The sequence below is a fragment of the Paenibacillus sp. FSL R5-0914 genome, from assembly GCF_038004525.1.
Lineage (GTDB): Bacteria > Bacillota > Bacilli > Paenibacillales > Paenibacillaceae > Paenibacillus_AQ.
In genome coordinates, this window is record NZ_JBBORH010000001.1 from 1,412,344 (window position 1) to 1,432,806 (window position 20,463).

The 20,463-nt window shown below is 45.5% G+C and carries 17 protein-coding genes; all 17 read left to right on the forward strand.

What is annotated here, in order from left to right; genetic code table 11:
* Positions 1 to 8: 8 nt before the first annotated feature.
* Positions 9 to 407 carry a flagellar export chaperone FliS gene (gene fliS, locus MKX60_RS06085; RefSeq protein WP_341059304.1) on the forward strand — a complete coding sequence of 133 codons (399 nt, stop codon included), beginning with the start codon at positions 9 to 11 and terminating at the stop codon, positions 405 to 407.
* Positions 400 to 735, forward strand: a complete 336-nt coding sequence (locus MKX60_RS06090) for a hypothetical protein (RefSeq protein WP_339243743.1) — start codon at positions 400 to 402, stop codon at positions 733 to 735. Before fliS ends, MKX60_RS06090 begins: the two co-directional genes overlap by 8 nt.
* A gap of 235 nt (positions 736 to 970) precedes the next feature.
* Entirely contained in the window at positions 971 to 1,168 is a 198-nt protein-coding gene (locus MKX60_RS06095) for a cold shock domain-containing protein (protein WP_019915069.1), read from the forward strand.
* 385 nt (positions 1,169 to 1,553) lie between these two features.
* Complete coding sequence (locus MKX60_RS06100; RefSeq protein WP_341059305.1) at positions 1,554 to 2,990, forward strand: S-layer homology domain-containing protein; 1,437 nt, start codon at positions 1,554 to 1,556, stop codon at positions 2,988 to 2,990.
* 229 nt (positions 2,991 to 3,219) lie between these two features.
* Positions 3,220 to 3,768: a ribosome hibernation-promoting factor, HPF/YfiA family gene (gene hpf / locus MKX60_RS06105; protein ID WP_042131328.1), complete on the forward strand. Its 549-nt coding sequence runs from the start codon at positions 3,220 to 3,222 to the stop codon at positions 3,766 to 3,768.
* A 279-nt stretch (positions 3,769 to 4,047) separates the two neighbouring features.
* Positions 4,048 to 6,555, forward strand: a complete 2,508-nt coding sequence (gene secA, locus MKX60_RS06110) for a preprotein translocase subunit SecA (protein WP_076297896.1) — start codon at positions 4,048 to 4,050, stop codon at positions 6,553 to 6,555.
* Between the two features lie 364 nt (positions 6,556 to 6,919).
* Positions 6,920 to 8,033, forward strand: a protein-coding gene (gene prfB / locus MKX60_RS06115) for a peptide chain release factor 2 (RefSeq protein ID WP_143759238.1) whose coding sequence is annotated in 2 segments (ribosomal slippage) — positions 6,920 to 6,991 and positions 6,993 to 8,033 — 1,113 coding nt in all. Because the reading frame shifts where the segments join, the coding sequence is not laid out codon by codon here.
* 151 nt (positions 8,034 to 8,184) lie between these two features.
* Complete coding sequence (locus MKX60_RS06120) at positions 8,185 to 9,069, forward strand: YitT family protein (RefSeq protein WP_076285679.1); 885 nt, start codon at positions 8,185 to 8,187, stop codon at positions 9,067 to 9,069.
* A gap of 175 nt (positions 9,070 to 9,244) precedes the next feature.
* Positions 9,245 to 10,300: an N-acetyl-gamma-glutamyl-phosphate reductase gene (gene argC / locus MKX60_RS06125; RefSeq protein ID WP_445670741.1), complete on the forward strand. Its 1,056-nt coding sequence runs from the start codon at positions 9,245 to 9,247 to the stop codon at positions 10,298 to 10,300.
* A gap of 20 nt (positions 10,301 to 10,320) precedes the next feature.
* Positions 10,321 to 11,553: a bifunctional ornithine acetyltransferase/N-acetylglutamate synthase gene (gene argJ, locus MKX60_RS06130; protein WP_341059306.1), complete on the forward strand. Its 1,233-nt coding sequence runs from the start codon at positions 10,321 to 10,323 to the stop codon at positions 11,551 to 11,553.
* Positions 11,554 to 11,595: 42 nt separating this feature from the next.
* Positions 11,596 to 12,426 carry an acetylglutamate kinase gene (argB, locus tag MKX60_RS06135; RefSeq protein WP_341059307.1) on the forward strand — a complete coding sequence of 277 codons (831 nt, stop codon included), beginning with the start codon at positions 11,596 to 11,598 and terminating at the stop codon, positions 12,424 to 12,426.
* Positions 12,427 to 12,495: 69 nt separating this feature from the next.
* Positions 12,496 to 13,782 carry an acetylornithine transaminase gene (locus MKX60_RS06140; RefSeq protein ID WP_341059309.1) on the forward strand — a complete coding sequence of 429 codons (1,287 nt, stop codon included), beginning with the start codon at positions 12,496 to 12,498 and terminating at the stop codon, positions 13,780 to 13,782.
* Positions 13,779 to 14,747 carry an ornithine carbamoyltransferase gene (gene argF / locus MKX60_RS06145; RefSeq protein ID WP_341059311.1) on the forward strand — a complete coding sequence of 323 codons (969 nt, stop codon included), beginning with the start codon at positions 13,779 to 13,781 and terminating at the stop codon, positions 14,745 to 14,747. The genes MKX60_RS06140 and argF overlap by 4 nt, the downstream gene beginning before the upstream one ends.
* A gap of 311 nt (positions 14,748 to 15,058) precedes the next feature.
* Positions 15,059 to 16,294 carry an argininosuccinate synthase gene (locus MKX60_RS06150; protein WP_042192353.1) on the forward strand — a complete coding sequence of 412 codons (1,236 nt, stop codon included), beginning with the start codon at positions 15,059 to 15,061 and terminating at the stop codon, positions 16,292 to 16,294.
* 94 nt (positions 16,295 to 16,388) lie between these two features.
* Positions 16,389 to 17,804, forward strand: a complete 1,416-nt coding sequence (argH, locus tag MKX60_RS06155) for an argininosuccinate lyase (protein ID WP_341059312.1) — start codon at positions 16,389 to 16,391, stop codon at positions 17,802 to 17,804.
* Between the two features lie 146 nt (positions 17,805 to 17,950).
* On the forward strand, positions 17,951 to 19,150 hold the full coding sequence (locus tag MKX60_RS06160; protein ID WP_341059313.1) for a phosphoenolpyruvate hydrolase family protein: 1,200 nt from the start codon (positions 17,951 to 17,953) through the stop codon (positions 19,148 to 19,150).
* Positions 19,151 to 19,249: 99 nt separating this feature from the next.
* On the forward strand, positions 19,250 to 20,458 hold the full coding sequence (locus MKX60_RS06165) for a Tm-1-like ATP-binding domain-containing protein (protein ID WP_341059315.1): 1,209 nt from the start codon (positions 19,250 to 19,252) through the stop codon (positions 20,456 to 20,458).
* Positions 20,459 to 20,463: the final 5 nt, after the last annotated feature.

Consider the following 20,463-nt stretch of genomic DNA (forward strand, 5'->3'; position numbering starts at 1 on the left):
TGACATTATTGATAACATCTCCTTATGACAAGTATCGCCAATCTTCTGTCAAAACCTCAACGCCTGCACAGTTGGTAGTCATGCTTTACGATGGAGCCATTCGTTTTGTAAGAACAGCGATGGATGGTCTTAGCAAACAGGACTACGAGAAGACCAGTCTTAATTTAGGCAAAGCTCAAACGATTATAAGTGAATTAATGAGTACATTGGACTACTCTTATGAGGTCTCTAATAATCTTTATTCACTTTATGAATATACAAATTTCTTGTTAGTGGAAGCCAACATCCGCAAAAGCCCAGAAAAAGCGGAAGAGGCTATCGGCTACCTTACTGAACTTCGGGAAACTTGGCTCCAAGCATCCAAAATCGCGGCAGGCCAGGGACAGGCTGAAAGTGCTCATGGATGAGTTAATTCAGCACTTGAAGGAACTAACCTTGGACATTACGGACAGACTCGATGAGACTACCTATGAGGAGTTAGAGCTTTTTGTCGAGGATCGTCAGGAGCTTGTCGACTCCATTGCAGAACAAGCCGAAATTTGTAAGTCGACGTCCGCACAAAAACAAGAAATTAATCGAATTCTGGAATACGATAATGTGATTTTAGATAGAATGAACGCTCTTCGTTTGGAAGCCCAAGACTGGTTGCAGAAGCGCAATCAGGCCAAGGTACAGCGCAGCGCCTACGAGGCCGCTTATACCCCAGATAGTTTTCTAATGGATCGTAGAAAATAATTTATTTCGGTGTTTCACTATAGGAGTAGACGGGTATTAAATACCGTCTGCTCTTTTTTTGATCCTTACGCCTCAACTATTTCTTGATTATGGTAAATTAAACGTCCTATTTTACGTGGTAAATTATTGAATGTAAACATTTACTTTTCCAATTGACAATGAAGAAGTTACGGTGGTATAGTCGATTTGTGAGCAAGACTCACGTTCATCTGATGACGAAGGGAATGTTTAATCAATGGAAGGTAAAGTAAAATGGTTTAACGCAGAAAAAGGTTATGGTTTTATCGAGACTGCAGACGGTGGCGACGTATTCGTACACTTTTCCGCGATTCAAACTGACGGTTTCAAGACTTTGGATGAAGGCCAATCCGTAGAGTTCGATATCGTTGAAGGCGCACGCGGACCACAAGCAGCTAACGTAATCAAATTATAATCATACGGCTAAGCCGACCTACATATAAGTAGATGGTTAGCAATTTAGACAGCGCTAGCAAGGATCTTGGGAATTCTCCCAAGGTCCTTTTTTTGTGTTTGGGGCCCCCGCAAAGTACCTGAGTATGCATCGAAGTTAAGCTCCACTTTGTGGGGATATTTTGTGCGCTCATAAGTCTCTATTAAGGCTGTTAATAGAAAGAAAATAGCGTACTTTGTAAATTTATAATATGGAAAATGTTAGAACTCTTCGAAATGTGGGTAATAGCTTTACGTTGAGCTGTTTATCTTACCTCGACGCACACTATGTTAGCCTAGGCCAATACTTCCAAGAAGAGATTCATATAGCCTACGCTATCAAAACTTTTAGGAGGATGATTAGCAGGATGAAAAAGAAGTTGCGCGGTCTTATGACCGGAGTTTTAGGAGTTAGTATGTTATTAGGATCTCTTGGCAGCGTATCTGCCGCCTCCGTACCTAAGGATATTCAAGGTCACTGGGCCCAAGCTCAGCTACAGGAATGGTTAGATAGTGGATACCTTGGAGGATACCCAGATGGTACAGTTAAACCCAACAAGGCAATTACACGTGGAGAGTATGTGACTCTGGTAAATCGCCTGTTCGGTTTTAAAGAAAAAGCCACTGTAAGCTTTAAAGATATGAAAAGCACGAACTGGAACTACAGTGAAGTGGCTAAAGCCGTGGAGGCTGGTTATATCGGAGGATACGAGGACAATACGTTCCGTCCTAATAGTCCGCTCACAAGACAAGAGGCAGCAGTAATGGCTGCGAAATTACTTAAATTGAGCACCAATAGCACTACTAGCAAATTTAAAGACAACGCACAAATTGCAGCATGGGCAAAAGGTGCAGTAGCCGCTGCAGCGGATAAGAAGATTATTAACGGTTATCCGGATGGAACCTTCGGTCCTAAGAGATCGTTAACACGTGCAGAGGCTGTAGGTATCATCAACACCTCAGTCATCTATTACCCAGGTAGTGGTACAGGTGGTGGAGTAGTTCCTACCCCATCGCCAACGGCTACTCCGACACCAACCGCTACGCCAACGCCAACAGCTACTCCAGGTGGTAGTACAGGTGGTGGATCTGGCGGCGGTAACGGTGGTGACGGAAATGTCACAACACCAACCGTAAGTGGGGCAACCTATGGTAACGTTGGTTCGGTAACAGCCGATGTATACCTGACATCTTCCGTAACTGGCTCAGTGTACTATGTTGTAGCTCCTTATACTGCTAACGTAAGTGCACCGAGTGCATTGCAGGTAGAAAAAGGACAGATCAGCAATGGAACTGCAAGCGAACAACATGGTAGTGTTGCAACTGTAGCCAACACAACGGTTACATTCTCGGTTTACGGATTGAATCCTGGGACGGAATATGCAACATATATCGTAGCAGCGGATGCATCTGGCAATCTGTCTACTGTAACAACAGTTCGATTAACTACTGCTCAGGCAACAGCAAACTCGATTACGCTTTTTGAACCAGGACAAGTAGGTACAGTTACAGCAGATGTGTATGTTAAATATGGCGTGACTGGTGGCACTCCAACACCGGTAAGATATGTAGTATTGCCGGCAAATGAAAAAGCACCTAGCGCAACACAAATTTCTTTAGGGCAGAATAGTGCTGGTAAAGCATTGACTGCTCCATGGACGGACACGCTTACGTTCGCTCCTGGTGTAAAACATACGCATACTTTGACTGGATTAACAGCCAATACCGCCTATAAGGTATACGTTATTACAGGATCAGGTACAGAATTGTCACCTGTAGAAATCATTCAGATTCATACCAAGTAAATGGATCTTATACGGTTTCAATAAGGGAATATAAGAATGGAATTCGTACTATAATAACGACAGGTTTACTCTTGGTCCGGTGAGGCGAATAGTTGCTCTTACCGGACTTGTTTTATTTGTGAACACTACGACAATATTTGTTATCTAATTGTAAGGGCTGTAAGGAATTACTTTTTACTTAGCCTTAACAATTTGGTATAATGAAGGTGTAACTAAAGGAGGAGTGGCCATGCAATTCACCATTCGAGGTCAACAAATTGACGTGACCGACGCTTTGAGAGAGTATGTTGATAAGAAGCTCAGCAAACTTGAGAAGTATTTCGAAGCACCCCCTACCTCTGAAGGGTCTGTGACGCTTGGCGTAGTTCGCGGCCTTCATACGGTGGAAGTAACCATTCCGCTTGCTGGCGTGACGCTTCGTGCGGAAGATCGCAGCGATGACATGTATGCTTCCATAGATGCCGTTGTGGACAAGCTGGAACGTCAAATTCGCAAACACAAAACGAAGATCAATCGTAAGTTCCGTCAAGAGGGACTGAAGACGCTGTTTGTGGATGGAGCTAGTACCGCTGTTGCTGTAGAAGAACAAGATTATGATGATTTAGAAGTTGTGCGGAACAAACGCTTTACAATGAAGCCGATGGATGTGGAAGAAGCAATTCTTCAAATGAACATGGTAGGACATAATTTCTTTGTGTTTTCCAATATCGACACCTCGGAAGTAAGCGTAGTTTACAAACGTGATGATGGTAAATATGGACTGATTGAACAGGGCTAAGATACAATGATGCCAGTTATGCTCTAAGTATAAAGGGCCTCGAGAGTTAGTCAGAACCTAAGAAATTTAAACCGAGCCCCTATTCGCTTGCAGCGAATAGGGCTCTTGTGCGTATAAGCGACTATATTTGAAAAATGTGGCTGATACACCTTGTATTGCGGCATCTCTTACAAACTGTTACAATTTATGAAGCAGCGGAATCGAATTTATAAATGGCCCTTTCAATTTTGTGAGGATGGGCTCGGTTCCACCATCTGTGTTGCATGAAAGGGGTTAACCATGCTAGGACTTGTAAAGAAAATATTCGGAGACACCAACGATCGTGACGTTAAACGTCTCATGAAGACAGTCGATGTAATTAATGGATTGGAACCGGAATTTGTAAAGCTATCTGATGAACAGTTACAAGCTAAGACAGCAGAATTCCGTGCCCGTATTGAAAAAGGCGAAACTCTGGAAGAAATTCTTCCTGAGGCATTTGCAACCGTACGTGAAGCTTCCAAGCGGACACTTGGTATGCGGCATTTTGATGTGCAGTTAATTGGTGGTATGGCTCTGCATGAAGGCCGAATCTCCGAGATGAAGACTGGTGAAGGTAAGACACTAGTAGGTACATTGCCAGTGTATTTGAATGCTTTGCTAGGTAAAGGCGTACACGTAGTAACGGTCAATGACTATTTGGCTCAGCGCGACAGCGCACAAATGGCACAAATCTATAACTTCCTGGGCATGACGGTTGGGGTTAACCTAAGCGGTATGGACCATGCTGATAAACAAGCTGCTTATGCCTGCGATATTACGTATGGCACAAACAACGAATTTGGTTTTGATTATTTGCGTGACAACATGGTGCTTTATAAAGAGCAAATGGTTCAGCGCCCTCTGTATTTCTGTATTATTGATGAAGTGGACTCTATTCTTATTGATGAAGCACGTACACCTCTTATTATTTCCGGACAAGCTGAGAAGTCTACAGAATTGTATTTTTCAGCAGACCGTTTCGTGAAAAAGCTTAAGGCTGAAGAAGACTACACAGTTGATATTAAGGTGAAGTCTGTTGCCTTGACTGAAAAAGGTGTGGCTACTGCTGAGCGCGCTTTTGGTATTGAGAACTTGTATGATCACAGTCATGTAACTTTGAATCACCATATCGTCCAAGCCCTAAAAGCAAATGTAATTATGCGTCGTGACGTAGATTACGTTGTAAACGAGGGTGAGGTCGTTATTGTTGATGAATTTACAGGACGTCTAATGTCAGGTCGTCGGTATAGCGATGGGCTGCACCAAGCGATTGAAGCGAAGGAAGAAATCGAAGTACAGAATGAGAGTATGACTCTTGCAACAATCACATTCCAGAACTACTTCCGTATGTATCGTAAACTCGGTGGTATGACAGGTACAGCGAAGACTGAGGAAGAGGAGTTCAAGAAGATTTATGGTCTTGAAGTTCTTCAAGTTCCTACGAACAAACCAAATCAGCGTGTAGATATGCCGGATGTTGTCTACAAGAGTGAGAACGGTAAGTTCAAGGCTGTTGTGGAAGAAATTGTAGAGCGTCACAAAAAGAACCAGCCGGTACTGGTTGGTACAGTGTCGATCGAGAATTCAGAGCTCGTATCTGAAATGCTGAAGCGCAAAGGCGTTAGACACCAAGTGCTTAACGCGAAGCATCACGCTGCGGAAGCGGAAATCATTACACATGCAGGTCAGCCAGGTACAGTTACGATTGCTACCAATATGGCTGGACGTGGTACGGACATCGTTCTGGGTGAAGGTGTGACAGATCTTGGAGGTCTGCATATCATTGGTACAGAGCGTCATGAATCACGCCGGATTGATAACCAGCTGCGCGGTCGTGCGGGTCGTCAAGGTGACCCTGGTTCTACACAATTCTACTTGTCGCTTGGCGATGAGCTCATGAAGCGTTTTGGTGCTGACAACGTTCTGACTATGATGGATCGTCTCGGATTCGAGGAAGATCAGCCGATTGAGAGCCGCATGATCACGCGTGCTGTAGAATCTGCTCAGAAACGTGTTGAAGGTAATAACTTTGATATCCGTAAAGTCGTATTGCAATATGATGACGTGATGAATCAACAGCGTGAAATTATTTATAAACAACGCCGTGAGATTCTGGAGTCCGATAATATTAAAGATATCGTGCTTGAAATGATCAAGCCTGTAATTGAGCGTATCGTTCTAGCACACTGTAGTGATGATATTCCTGAGAACTGGGAACTGCAAGAAGTTGCTGATTACGTAAACAGCAAGCTACTTGAAGAAGGTGCTTTGACCCGTGATATTCTATGGGGTAAGGAAGCTGAGGAGATCATCGAGTTTATTTTCGAACGTGTGCTTGAGAAATATGCTGCACGTGAAGAACGTCTGGGTTCAGAACTCGTACGTGAATTCGAGAAGGTAATCGTGCTTCGTTCCGTAGATAGCAAATGGATGGATCATATTGATGCAATGGATCAATTACGTCAAGGGATTCACTTGCGTGCTTACGGTGGTACGGATCCACTTCGCGAATATCAATTCGAAGGCTTTGAGATGTTTAATACTATGACTGCTACGATTCAAGAAGAAGTAGCTACTTATATTATGAAGGCTCACATCGAGGCGAATCAGGAACGTCAATCCGTTATTGATGAAGACAAGATCTCTACAAACAGCGAACCTGTTGAGAAACGTCCGGTTCATGTTGAGGCTGTGACTGGCCGTAATGATCTTTGCCCTTGCGGAAGCGGCAAGAAGTACAAGAATTGCCACGGTCAAAACGCATAAGACAAACGTTTAGTAGCGCTCATATTCAGGTGTTGAAGATGTAAGTCTTTAACCCTGATCTCTATGGGTATACTAACCATAAAGAGCGGCTGGGCCCGGGGGTATCCCCCGTTTACGGCCCAGTCGCTTTTTTGGATCTTTAGCACTTGAGTGAATGTGGAATGGAGAGAAGGTTTGGAACTGGAGAAACGGAGTGTTCGCCTTTGTTTCGGGATTCCAACCGCTATGCGGTTATCAATTCAAGGAATCTGGAAACAACAGCGATCGGAAGTCCAATCCTTCTCGGAATGGCTGAACATTCACTCATTATTAACTTTCCAATAGCGAAGACCGTAACAACCAATTTTGAAAGGTGAAGTGACCTATGATAGAACCAAATGTAAAGCAGGATCTGCGTGAAATAGGCAAGAAACTAACTGACCTTAGGGGGTCTCTTTGACTTAGATCTTAAGCAAGAGATGATTTCTAACTTTGAAGAGAAAATGGCGGCTCCAGGATTCTGGGATAATAGTGAGCAAGCGCAGAGTGTAATCGCTGAGATGAACGCTGTGAAATCTTCCGTAGATCAATACGAGAAGCTTCAACAGGAATACGATGATGCTGCGATGATGGCAGAGCTTGCGGATGAAGAGGGCGATGAGGATCTGGCAACAGAAATCGGAGAGACGATCCGTAGCCTAGGCAGTAAAGTGGATGAATTCGAGCTGCAATTGCTGCTTAACCAACCGTACGACAAGTTAAATGCTATTCTTGAGCTTCATCCAGGTGCAGGCGGAACAGAATCCCAAGACTGGGGACAGATGTTGCTGCGTATGTACACACGTTGGGCTGAGAAACGTGGATTTAAGGTTGAAGTGCTTGATTATTTACCGGGTGATGAAGCAGGGATTAAGAGTGTCACACTGCTCATCAAGGGTTTCAACGTCTACGGATATTTGAAAGCCGAAAAGGGTGTACACCGACTGGTGCGGATATCCCCGTTTGACTCTTCTGGCAGACGGCACACCTCTTTTGTGTCCTGTGATGTCGTTCCGGAAATTACGGATGATGTTGAAGTTGAGATCCGCACCGAGGATCTTAAGATCGATACGTATCGCGCGAGTGGTGCCGGTGGACAGCATATCAATACCACGGACTCTGCTGTACGGATTACTCACTTGCCGTCGGGCGTAGTGGTAACCTGCCAGAACGAACGTTCACAGATCAAGAACCGGGAACAAGCCATGAAAATGCTGCGTTCCAAGCTCTATGAACGCAAGCTGCAAGAGCAGCAGCAGCAATTGGATGAGATTCGCGGCGAGCAATCCGAAATCGCTTGGGGCAGTCAGATTCGTTCCTATGTATTCCATCCGTATAACATGGTCAAGGATCATCGTACTTCCGTGGAAACGGGTAATGTGGGTGCAGTAATGGACGGAGACCTGGACGCATTCATTGATGGGTACTTGCGTAGCCAGATCAAGGTTGAGGCGGATTAAGGGATTTTTTCGGGAATATAGGAAAGTATAAGGTTACTCCATACTTTATCTTTATATTTTTTTAGGGGAAACGGATACCATTCTTTGATATGGATGGAATAGCCGTTTCTTCTTACGTAGAGCAAGATGACACTTTAAGGAGCGCCATGAAATGCAAAAAATCAATTCTCGTAATAAACCCCCGCTGATTCCGCTGAATGGACCCGTCCGTCATGTGGTGGATACAATGCTTATTCTGATCGGTTCGCTAATCACGGCACTGGGGTTTAATCTTTTTTTTCTGCCTAATCATATAGCTTCTGGTGGTGTATCGGGTCTTTCAGTATTGGCTGAAGCTTGGTTCGGGGCTGAACCGGCATTTACGCAATGGGCACTTAATATCCCGCTGTTTGTGCTCGGAGTAATCTTCCTGGGTAAACAATACGGTGTTCGCTCGTTGCTTGGGAGCTTTGTGCTGCCGCTATTTATCTTGTTGACAAAAGATTTACCTACACCTACAACTAATCCACTTTTAGCCTCCATTTATGGCGGTATCTGTGTGGGGGTGGGACTTGGCGTTGTATTCCGCGGACGGGGCTCAACAGGTGGACTTACGATTTTGGCGCAAATCATTCAAAAGATATCTGGTCTCAGCTTCTCGGTTTCCGTTGTGTTGCTGGACGGGACAGTTATTGTGCTGGCTGCATTTATACTCGGCATGGAGCAAGCGCTGTATGCGCTGATCGGATTGTTTGTTACAGGTAAGGCCATTAATGCAATAGAGGTAGGCTTCCGTTATACGAAGGTTGCTTATATTATCTCGGACAAAACAGATGAAATATCTGCGGCGATATTAAATGATCTGGATCGTGGTCTGACAAAGCTGGACGCACATGGCGGGTACACTGGCGATGCACGTACCGTTCTGATGGTAGTGGTAGGTCAGAATGAAGTATCAAGGCTAAAGGCGATTGTCCAATCCGTAGATACAAGTGCATTTGTTATAATTACCGAAGCACATGAAGTGTTAGGCGAAGGATTTAAAAGAGAAGCGTAATCTCTCCTACAGGGGAGGTGACGCTTCTCTTTTTTTCTAAATGAGGTTATATTTAGGATGAATAAAGTTCACATATTGTGTTGTATTTATATTAATAGGGATGTATAATAATACATATTTCTAAGACGGTATGCATTATATTAAATAATATATTCATGATAAGCAGGAAGTGGGGATGACAGTGGAAGGCAAGCTGAGGGCGGCGATTGTTGGATCAACGGGTTATGGAGGCGTAGAGCTGATTCGGCTACTACAAAGTCATCCTAAAGTAGAGATTACTTCGGTAATTTCCTCATCTAGTGCAGGGGATGCGATAGAGGAAGGGTTTCCTCATTTGACAGGCATTATTGACCGAAGGCTGGATGGCGTTGATCCGGTGCAGATGGCTGAGCGGGCGGATGTGGTTTTTACGGCTACGCCGTCTGGTGTAAGTGCAAAGCTGGTGCCGCAGCTGCTGGAAGTTGGACTTAAGGTCGTAGATCTATCCGGTGATTTCCGATTGAAGGATGGCGCAGAGTATGAGCACTGGTACAAACATACAGCTCCTGCTGATGAGTATCTAGAACAGGCTGTATACGGACTTTGCGAGGTATTCGGAGAGCGTGTGGCTGGGGTTGATTTTATATCTAATCCAGGCTGTTATCCTACGGCTACACTTCTTGGACTAATTCCTGCAATTCAGGCAGGTTGGATTAAACACGACAGTATTATTATTGATGCGAAATCAGGCGTTACTGGAGCAGGACGCGGAACGAGCCTGATGGTGCATTATGCAGAGATTAACGAGAACTTTAAAGCTTATAAAATCAATAAGCATCAACATATACCAGAAATTGAGCAGACGCTCACGGAGATTGCTGGAGAAAAAGTAACGGTAACGTTCACCACACATCTCGTGCCAATGAGCCGAGGTATTATGAGTACGATGTATGCAGGAATGACGGGCAATTATACGGAGCAGGATTTTGTGGATTTATATCGTGAATATTATGCGGGCAGACCCTATGTGCGGGTGCGTGATGTAGGTGTGATTCCAGCGACAAAAGAAGTTAGCGGCTCTAATTATTGTGATATCGGATTTGCGACAGATGCTCGTACAGGGCGGGTGACGATAGTCTCCGTTATAGATAACGTTGTAAAAGGTGCGGCAGGTCAGGCAATACAGAACCTTAATTTGATGATGGGATGGGAGGAAACCCTTGGCCTCGGCTACACACCTGTGTATCCATAAGGATCAGCGGTACAAATAACATGAGCGAGATTGAATTATTTACTGCCTTGGAAGGTGGAAGCATTACTTCACCTAAAGGATTTAAGTCCGGAGGACTGCACTGTGGATTGAAAAAAACAGACCGCAACGATCTCGGAGTGATTCTTTGTGAGGTTAAAGCTACGGCTGCTGCCGTGTATACGACGAATGTTTTTCAGGCGGCTCCTCTGAAGGTGACGCGAGAAAGTCTTGTGAACGGAACGTTGCAGGCGGTAGTCGTGAACAGCGGGAATGCTAATGCCTGCACAGGTGAACAAGGCGAGGCCGATGCTTATGAGATGCGCGCTGCTGCGGCTCAACATTTGGGCGTAGAGCTTAATGATGTTGCTGTCGCTTCGACTGGTGTGATCGGTGAGCTGCTGAAGATGGATTGCGTACGTAGCGGTATTGCTGCAATACCAGAAAAGCTGGACGGTGGGGCTGCTGGAGCGGAGGAATTCTGTCAGGCCATACTTACAACTGATTTAGTTAAAAAAGAGGTTGCCGTGAAGGTGCTTGTTGGCGGTGTAGAAGTTATTATTGCTGGAGCTGCGAAGGGCTCCGGGATGATTCATCCTAACATGGCTACGATGCTCGGTTTTATGACTACAGATGCTGATATTTCAGCGGAAGATTTACACAGTCTACTTCGTTCTGCTACGAACGTTACTTTTAATATGATTACAGTTGATGGAGATACAAGCACGAATGATATGCTAGTCTCGATGGCTAGTGGGCTTGCAGGTAATGAAAAGTTGACTCGACTGCATCCGGATTGGGACGCTTTTGCCGCTGGATTCACGTATGTCTGCCAGACGCTTGCCAAGGCGATTGCACGTGATGGAGAAGGTGCGACCCACCTGATTGAGGTTCAAGTGAATGGTGCTGTTCATGACGAAGCTGCTGCAGCGATTGCCAAGACAGTGGTGGGTTCTAGCCTAGTGAAATCTGCTATTTTTGGAGCGGATGCGAACTGGGGACGGATCATTGCTGCGGTTGGACGCGCGGGTGTTCCAGTATCTCCGGAGCGTGTGAACATTTCGTTAGGTGATATTGAGGTGCTGCTGCACTCGAAGCCGGTTGCTTTTGATGAGGAGAAGGCCTTGGCCTATTTGCAAAAAAGTGAAACTGTGCTGATCACTGTAGATCTGCATGATGGAACCGGAAAGGCTACAGCTTGGGGCTGTGACCTAACTTACGATTATGTGCGTATTAACGCTGCATATCGTACCTAATTTGTGGCGTGATTAAGCCCACAAGGGAAGGATACCGAACATATGACGCTAAATAGCGAGCTTGAACTTATAGATGCATTAGATGGCAGTGGATTGTTTGTGATGAAATGCGGCGGCAGTACGCTGGCTGCTCTTCCTGATTCTTTTTTCGAAGATTTACGAGATTTGCAGCAGGAAGGCATTCAGCCTGTAATTGTTCATGGCGGAGGGCCGGCCATTTCAGAGAATCTAGCAAAGCTGGGCATTGAAAGCAGCTTCGTGAACGGTCTGCGAGTAACCACCGAGGCAGTACTAGATGTTGTAGAGATGACGCTGGCAGGGAGTATCAACAAGGCGATTGTAAGGCGAATTCAAGGAAGTGGCGGTCTAGCTCTAGGGCTATCCGGCATCGATGGAAATATGATTACTGCTAGACCCGTAGCTAATAGCGCTGAAGTAGGGTTGGTAGGAGAAGTAACGGAAGTGAAAGCTGATATCGTAACAGGGATTATAGGTATGGGATATATTCCTGTCATTGCACCTATCGGGGTAGATGCTACTGGTCAGCGCTACAATATTAATGCAGATACAGCAGCAGGGGCAGTCGCTTCTTATGTAGAGTCTCCCCAAATGATCGTAGTCACTGATGTGCCTGGCATTATGAGTACGGTGGAGGGTCAAAAAATTGTACTTCCATCCGTTACCGTACAGGAAATCGAAGCTTTAATTGAAAGTGGAGAAATCTACGGCGGCATGATCCCAAAAGTACGGGCAGCTATCGATTGCATTCAAGGCAGCGTTTCAGAGGTTATTATTGTGGATGGAAAAGAACCGCGGGTGCTTAGCCGAGTACTGCAAGGTGAAGCGATAGGTACACGTATTATTCGTTCGTAGAATCATAGATAATATCATTTAGAGGTGCAGCCTGGTACACAGGAGCACAAGGTGGGAGAGTGACTTAGAATGAGCAAGCTTACACAAGCGGAATTGGATTCGCAAGCAGGGACACAACAGACCGATACAGCAGGATCAGGTACGCCGGATGTTGCAGCAGGCAAGCTTAGCGCGGTATTCCCTTCTTACGCCAGATATGATCTCAGCTTAGTTAAAGGCAAGGGCACCTGGGTATGGGATGATAAGGGAAACAAGTATCTTGATTTCACAAGTGGATTAGCTGTGACCAGTCTAGGTCATGCTCCTGAAAAAGTCGGTGCGAAGCTAAAGGATCAGATTGATACACTCTGGCATGTCTCGAACCTGTTCCATATTCCTGGACAGGACAAAGTTGCAAACCTTTTGACAGAGAATAGCTGCGCTGATCAAGTGTTTTTCTGCAATAGTGGGGCAGAAGCGAATGAGGCTGCTATTAAGCTGGCTCGTCGTTACCACCAGAAGATTAAAGGTGTGGATCGTTATGAGGTCATCACATTCGAACAATCCTTCCATGGACGTACACTAGCCACACTGACAGCAACAGGTCAGCAAAAGGTGAAAGAAGGATTCCTGCCGCTTCCAGCAGGCTTTAAGACGGTACCCTTGCATGATCTGCCAGCGTTAGAAGCTGCTATCGGGGATCATACCGCTGCTATCATGCTGGAGATGGTACTTGCAGAGGGTGGCGTGCTTGAGGTAGAGCCTGAGTTCTTGAACGCTGTAGTAGCACTGTGCAAGAAACACGGATTGCTTCTCATAGTAGATGAAGTACAAACAGGAATGGGACGTACAGGCAAGTTGTTCGCTCATCAGCATTATGGAATTGAACCAGATATTTTCACTTTGGCAAAGGGAATTGCTAGTGGGTTTCCAGCAGGCTTAATGCTTGGCAAAGGATATTTGCGTGATGCTTTCTCACCTGGCAGCCATGCGTCCACCTTCGGAGGAACACCGCTTGCAACAGCGGTTATGGCAGCGACGATTGAGACAATGTTGGAGGATGAGCTTCCTCAACGCGCTGAAGAAATGGGTAAGTACCTGACAGGTCTTTTGAAAGAGAAGCTGGCGGATTGTTCTTTTGTGAAGGATATCCGTGGTAAAGGGCTGTTAATCGGGATTGAATGTCAATCACCAGTGGGCGATATTGTTTTGGCTGGACAAAAGAAAGGCCTGTTGTTCGTGACAGCAGGTCCTAATGTCCTTCGCTTACTGCCTAATCTATATGTAAGTAAAGAGGAGATCGACCAAGCGGTAGACATCGTCTCCGAACTCATTCATACTTATGCTATACAAGCAAACGGGGAGGTAAGCTCATGAGTCAGGGCGTACAGAGTAACAAGCACACCATTGCGCAGCAACTGAAAGGCCGTGATTTACTGGAGCTGAACGATTACAGCCCGGAGGAAATTACGTATCTGATTGATTCAGCGATTGAGCTGAAGAAGAAGCAGAAAAATGGCGAAGAATTTCAGCCGCTGAAGGGGAAAACGATTGGTCTTATTTTTGAAAAATCCTCTACTCGTACGCGCGTGTCGTTTGAAGTTGGAATGTATCAGCTGGGAGGGCATGCCCTTTTCTTGAGCAAAAATGACATTCAGCTTGGACGCGGTGAAACGGTTGGCGATACAGCACAAGTAATGTCACGTTACCTCGACGGAATTATGATCCGTACCTTCGGCCATGACAAAGTAGAGGATCTGGCTCGTTATGCTTCTATTCCAGTAATCAACGGTCTGAGCGACCTGGCACATCCTTGCCAAGTGCTGGCGGATTACCAAACCATTTATGAGCACAAAGGAAAGCTCAAAGGCCTGAAGCTGGCTTACATCGGCGATGGCAACAATATGGCGCATTCTTTGATGATTGGTGGAGCCAAGCTGGGTGTTGATGTATCAATCGCTGGACCGGAAGGTTATGAGCCGGATGCAGCAGTTGTCGCAGAAGCCCGTGAGATCGCTAAAGAAACCGGAGCTAAGATTGTGGTTACTAACAGCCCGCAAGAAGCTGTACAAGACGCTGACGTCATCTACACCGATGTGTGGGCGAGCATGGGCTTCGAAGAGGAGCAAAAGGCGCGTGAAGCGGCATTCAAGGACTATCAGGTCAATGAGGAGCTTGTAAAAGGCGCGAAGAGCGATTATCTCTTCCTGCACTGCCTGCCGGCCCACCGTGAGGAAGAGGTTAGCACAGGCGTGATTGACGGCCCTAACTCGGTCATCTTTGATCAGGCTGAGAACCGCCTGCATGCGCAAAAGGCTTTAATGGCTGCGCTGATGAGTTAAGGAATCATAGATAATTAGGATTGAACTTATATTGGTCTAAGATTATATAAAATACTATATAAGATGAACTTAATAAGTAGCGTTGGAATTCCGGTGCGGAGCAATGAAGTGAAAGTTTGGAACTGTAGGAGCGTTAGCGTTCGCCTTTATAATCAGATTTCATCTGCGAAGGCAGACTACAATCATAGAAATCTGATTATAACAGCGACCGGAAATCCAAACATTTCACGTAGTTGCGCTTTATCACCGGAGTTCTATAAGCGCATTTAAGCGAATCTTATACCCCCCACACGAAAGGAAGTTGCCACACCATGGCTAAAGAAAAAATTGTACTCGCCTATTCCGGCGGACTAGATACATCCGTTATTTTGAAATGGCTTAAAGAAACTTATGATGCTGAGATCATCGCCTTCACAGCCGATATCGGCCAAAAAGAAGAGCTCGACGGTTTGGAAGAAAAAGCACTAGCTACTGGTGCATCGAAAGTATACATCGACGACCTGCGCGATGAATTCGCTAGCGATTTCATCTACCCTATGTTCCAATCTGGCGCACTTTATGAAGGCCAGTACTTGCTCGGAACTAGTATTGCTCGTCCGCTAATCGCTAAGCGTATGGTGGATATCGCCATCGCTGAAGGCGCTACGGCTATCGCGCATGGCGCGACAGGTAAAGGTAACGACCAAGTGCGTTTTGAACTTGGCGTAGCTGCTCTTGCACCAAACATTAAGGTGATTGCACCTTGGCGTTTGGAAGAGTTCCGCAATCAATTCCCGGGTCGTGCGGAAATGATCGCTTATGCGGAAGCTAATGACATTCCGGTACAAGCCTCTGCGGCGAAGCCGTATTCGATGGACCGTAACCTGCTGCACATCAGCTATGAGAGCGGCGTATTGGAAGATCCTTGGTTCGATCCAAGTGCACCAGAGAACAAAGGAATGTTCCTACTGAGTAACGCTCCTGAGGATGCTCCGGATGAAGCGGAATATTTGGAACTCGATTTCGTTAAGGGAGACTGCGTAGCGCTGAATGGTGAGTCCTTAAACCCACTTCAAGTGATGGAGAAATTGAACGAGCTAGGCGGTAAACACGGTATCGGACGTGTGGATATGGTTGAGAACCGTTTTGTCGGCATGAAGAGCCGTGGTGTGTATGAGACTCCGGGTGGAACAATCCTGTTCGTCGCTCATCGCAAAATGGAGTCCATCACGATGGACCGTGAAGTGATGAACCTGCGTGACAGCCTGATCACTCGTTACAGCACTTTGGTGTATAACGGTTTCTGGTTCGCACCAGAGCGTATTGCACTGCAAGCTCTTGTAACACAGAGCCAGCAAAATGTAACAGGTACTGTTCGTCTTAAACTGTACAAAGGCAACATCATCGGCGCTGGAGTGAAGAGCCCAGTCAGCCTGTACAACCCTGAAATTGCAACGATGGAAGCTGATCCTACACAAGCTTATGATCAAGGGGATGCAACTGGCTTTATCCACTTGAACGCATTGCGCCTCAAGGTTTCTACAGGTGTAAATGGAGCTTCGAAATAGAACGGTAACATAAACTTAAACGGGCAACCCAGAAGGCCGTTCCTCCCGTCAGGATAGGAGCGGCCCTCTGGCGTCCAAGAGGAGGAAACTACAGGTGAGCAAGCTTTGGGGCGGACGGTTTACTAAAGGAACAAACAAGCTGGTGGAGGAGTATACGGCTTCCATTGGATTTGATAAGGCTTTGGCCAAAGAAGATGTACAAGGCAGTCTGGCGCATGTCACAATGCTGGGAAAATGCGGAATCCTTCCACAAGAAGATGTGGAGACCATTAAGCAAGGTCTGAACAAAGTATTGGACAAGGTTAACGCTGGAGAGGTTGTTTTCTCCGTAGCGGATGAAGACATCCATATGAATATTGAAAAACATCTGATTGAGGAAATCGGTCCAGTCGGAGGTAAGCTGCACACAGGACGCAGCCGTAATGATCAAGTGGCAACGGATATGCACCTTTACCTACGGGGCCGTGTAGTTGAGCTAGTTAGCTTGCTGCATGAATTGCAGGAAGCTTTGATCGAGCAAGCCAAAGATAATGTGGAGACAATTATCCCTGGTTATACGCATTTGCAACGGGCACAACCGATCCTGTTTACTCACCACTTGTTGGCTTACGTCTCCATGTTCCGCCGCGATGCAGAACGTCTGACGGACAGCTACAAACGGATCAACGTTCTGCCACTCGGGGCAGGTGCGCTTGCGGGAACGACCTTCCCGATCGACCGTCATTTTGTAGCGGAGCAATTGGGCTTTGACAGTGTGTACGAGAACAGTCTGGATGCTGTCAGCGACCGCGATTTCATCGTGGAGTTCTTGGCGAATGCAGCGCTTGTTATGACACATCTATCCAGACTCAGTGAGGAATTGGTACTGTGGAGTAGCACAGAGTTTAGTTTCGTGGAGCTGGATGATGCTTTCTGCACAGGCAGCAGCATTATGCCACAGAAGAAGAACCCGGACGTACCAGAACTGGTACGGGGCAAAACAGGCCGCGTTTACGGCAACCTGATTGGCTTGCTGACCGTGCTGAAATCACTGCCACTCGCGTACAACAAGGATATGCAGGAAGACAAAGAAGGCATGTTCGATACCGTTACTACACTGACTGGTGCACTGCAATTGTTCGCGCCGATGATCTCCACCATGAAGGTGAACAAGGGGCGTATGCGTGAAGCCGTGAACACGGACTTCTCGAATGCTACGGATATCGCCGACTTCTTGGTAGGCAAAGGTCTTCCTTTCCGCCAAGCACATGAAGTAATCGGAAAAACAGTGCTCTACTGCATTAACGAAGGCAAGTTCCTGCTGGATCTGACGTTGGAAGAGTTCATGCAATTCTCACCGCTGTTCGATGAGAATATCTATGCTGTTCTCCAACCGGAAGCTGTAGTTAACGCCCGTAACGTTTATGGCGGCACAGCCACCGTTCAGGTGAAGGCTGCAATCGAACGCGCGGAGCAGGCACTGCACGAAGCTAATGAATGGGTTGTAAAACACGGTGACGCTATATTGTAAACCGTATCAATACCAAATCTCGCCTCAGACTTTGATAGGTCGCAGGTGGGATTTTTTTTATCTAAAAGGGCTCTAAATACAACATAACTGGATTCACAGTGTTCTTTACGGTTATCCTTAGATTAGGGATAGGAGGGTGCGTAAGTATGAGTAGAGAGCAAATCCTAGACGAGCTTGGATCGCAATTAGAACTGGGGAATCATATTATTGGAGTAGCCACAGGTGCGGGAATAACGGCAAAGTATGCGAAGCAGGGGGGAGCAGACTTCCTTCTGATGTTAAACTCGGGTAAATTCCGCCAGATGGGGAGGAGCTCTCTCGCTGGGATTTTGCCATTTTGCAATAGTAATGATATGGTGATGGACTTTGCGTCTAGAGAGATCATACCTTTGGTAAGAGATATTCCTATTATTTTTGGCCTTAATGCAACCGATCCGACAAAAGATATGGAGACCTATATCTGTGAAATAAAGAATAAGGGATTTTCCGGAATTAATAATTACCCCACGGTTGGATTAATAGATGGTCAATTTGGAGAAGCGCTCGAAGAAGAAGGGAATGGTTATCTACTTGAAGTAGAAGCTATAAGAATAGCACACGAAAAAGATTTGTTTACCATAGCCTTTGTATTTGACGAAATCCAAGCCGCTCAGATGATCGAGGCAGGAGCGGATATTATTTGTGCACATTTAGGCTTAACCGAAGGGGGATTATTAGGAGCCAAAAAAGTATTTTCTCTGGAAGCAGCCAAGGCTAAGGCGGACAAAATTTTTAATACATGCAATGCGATAAAGCCAAATTTAATTAAATTGGTTTATGGTGGTCCCGTGAAAACGCCAATTGATGTGCAGTATATGTACAGTAATAATCAAAACTTGATGGGATATATCGGGGGCTCTGCTTTTGAAAGAATTCCCTCGGAGAAGTCCATTACGAATATAACCAAAGCTTTTAAAGTTTCGGGGACGCTGGATGAAGATGATTTTATGGTCAAAATGTTAGACGGCATCACAAAGCACTATGATTATGTTGAATTTGTAAAAGAATACGTAGCTCAAAATTATATGAATGAGATCTTGTTTGCAGATTTAGCTAAGGTGGCCCATGTATCCCGAAGTTATTTAAGTAGCTTGTTTACCAAAAAAGTAGGCTGCAGCTTTCAAACGTATCTCGTGCAATTTCGGATGGATAAGGCAGCGGAAATATTACATAGAGACCCTATCCAGTTATCTGAGCTAGCACCATTAGTTGGGTACCAAGACTATGCGCAGTTTAGCAAAATGTTTAAGAAGTACAAAGGGTACTCTCCAAAACAATATAAATCTAACATAAACACAAAAACATAAGACATAAAAGCGTTTTCATTGATAAACCAAAGAAGTATGATTAACTCATAAGTTGATCATGCTTTTTTGTTGTAGATATTTGAAGAGGAGGTTGAAGAAATGAAGACGATTGCCATTGCCGGAACTTTTGACACCAAGGGTGAAGAATATCTCTACATTAAAAATTTGCTGGAAAGCTTGGAGCTAGGTACGTTTACGATTCATACGGGTGTGTTTGAACCCACCTTTCCACCGGATATCTCTAACCGAGAAGTAGCAGCAGCCGCGGGTGTAAGTATAGATGAGCTCGTTGCCAAGAAAGATAGGGCACTAGCAACGGAATTATTAGCCAAAGGTATGGAAAAATTAGTGCCTGAATTATATAAGCAAGGCAAATTTGATGGAATTATCTCCTTTGGGGGCACTGGAGGGACTTCACTTGTAACCCCTGGTATGCGGGCATTGCCTATTGGTGTACCAAAAGTGATGGTTTCGACCGTAGCTTCAGGGAATACTGCTCCATATGTAGGCACTAGTGATATTGTCATGATGCCATCGGTTGTAGATGTTGCTGGACTGAACTCCATTTCAACAAAGATTTTTACCAATGCAGCCTTCGCCATCGCCGGTATGCTTAAATTTGAGAATAAACAAGTGATAGAGAAAAAACCATTAGTAGCTACAACAATGTTTGGGGTAACAACCCCCTGTGTGACGGCGGCCCGTAATTATCTTGAGGCTAGAGGATATGAAGTGCTTGTATTCCATGCAACAGGTGTAGGTGGCCAGTCCATGGAAGCGTTAATCGAGGCTGGTTTTATTGAAGGCGTATTGGATCTGACCACAACAGAGTGGGCGGACGAAATTATTGGTGGTGTGCTAAATGCTGGACCTCATCGGTTAGAAGCTGCTGGAAAACATCATATTCCACAGGTTGTATCGGTAGGCGCGCTTGATATGTGCAACTTTGGCCCTTATGATACGGTACCCGAGAAATTTGCTGGACATAAGTTCTATAAGCATAACCCTACAGTTACTTTGATGAGAACAACAGTAGAAGAAAATGAAGCCATCGGCAAAAAGCTTGTCGAGAAATTAAATATGGCCAAAGAGAAAACAGTGTTAATGCTGCCGCTTAAAGGGATATCCGGAATTGATGTCGCAGGGGAAGCTTTTTATGGGGTAGAGGAAGATCAAATGTTATTTGATACCTTAAGAAATGGTGTGAACAGAAAGGTTGTCGAGGTTATCGAGATGGATTGTGCCATTAATGATGTAGAGTTTGCAGAAGCAGCAGCTCAGAAGCTAATAGATCTCATGAGCAAATAACACTA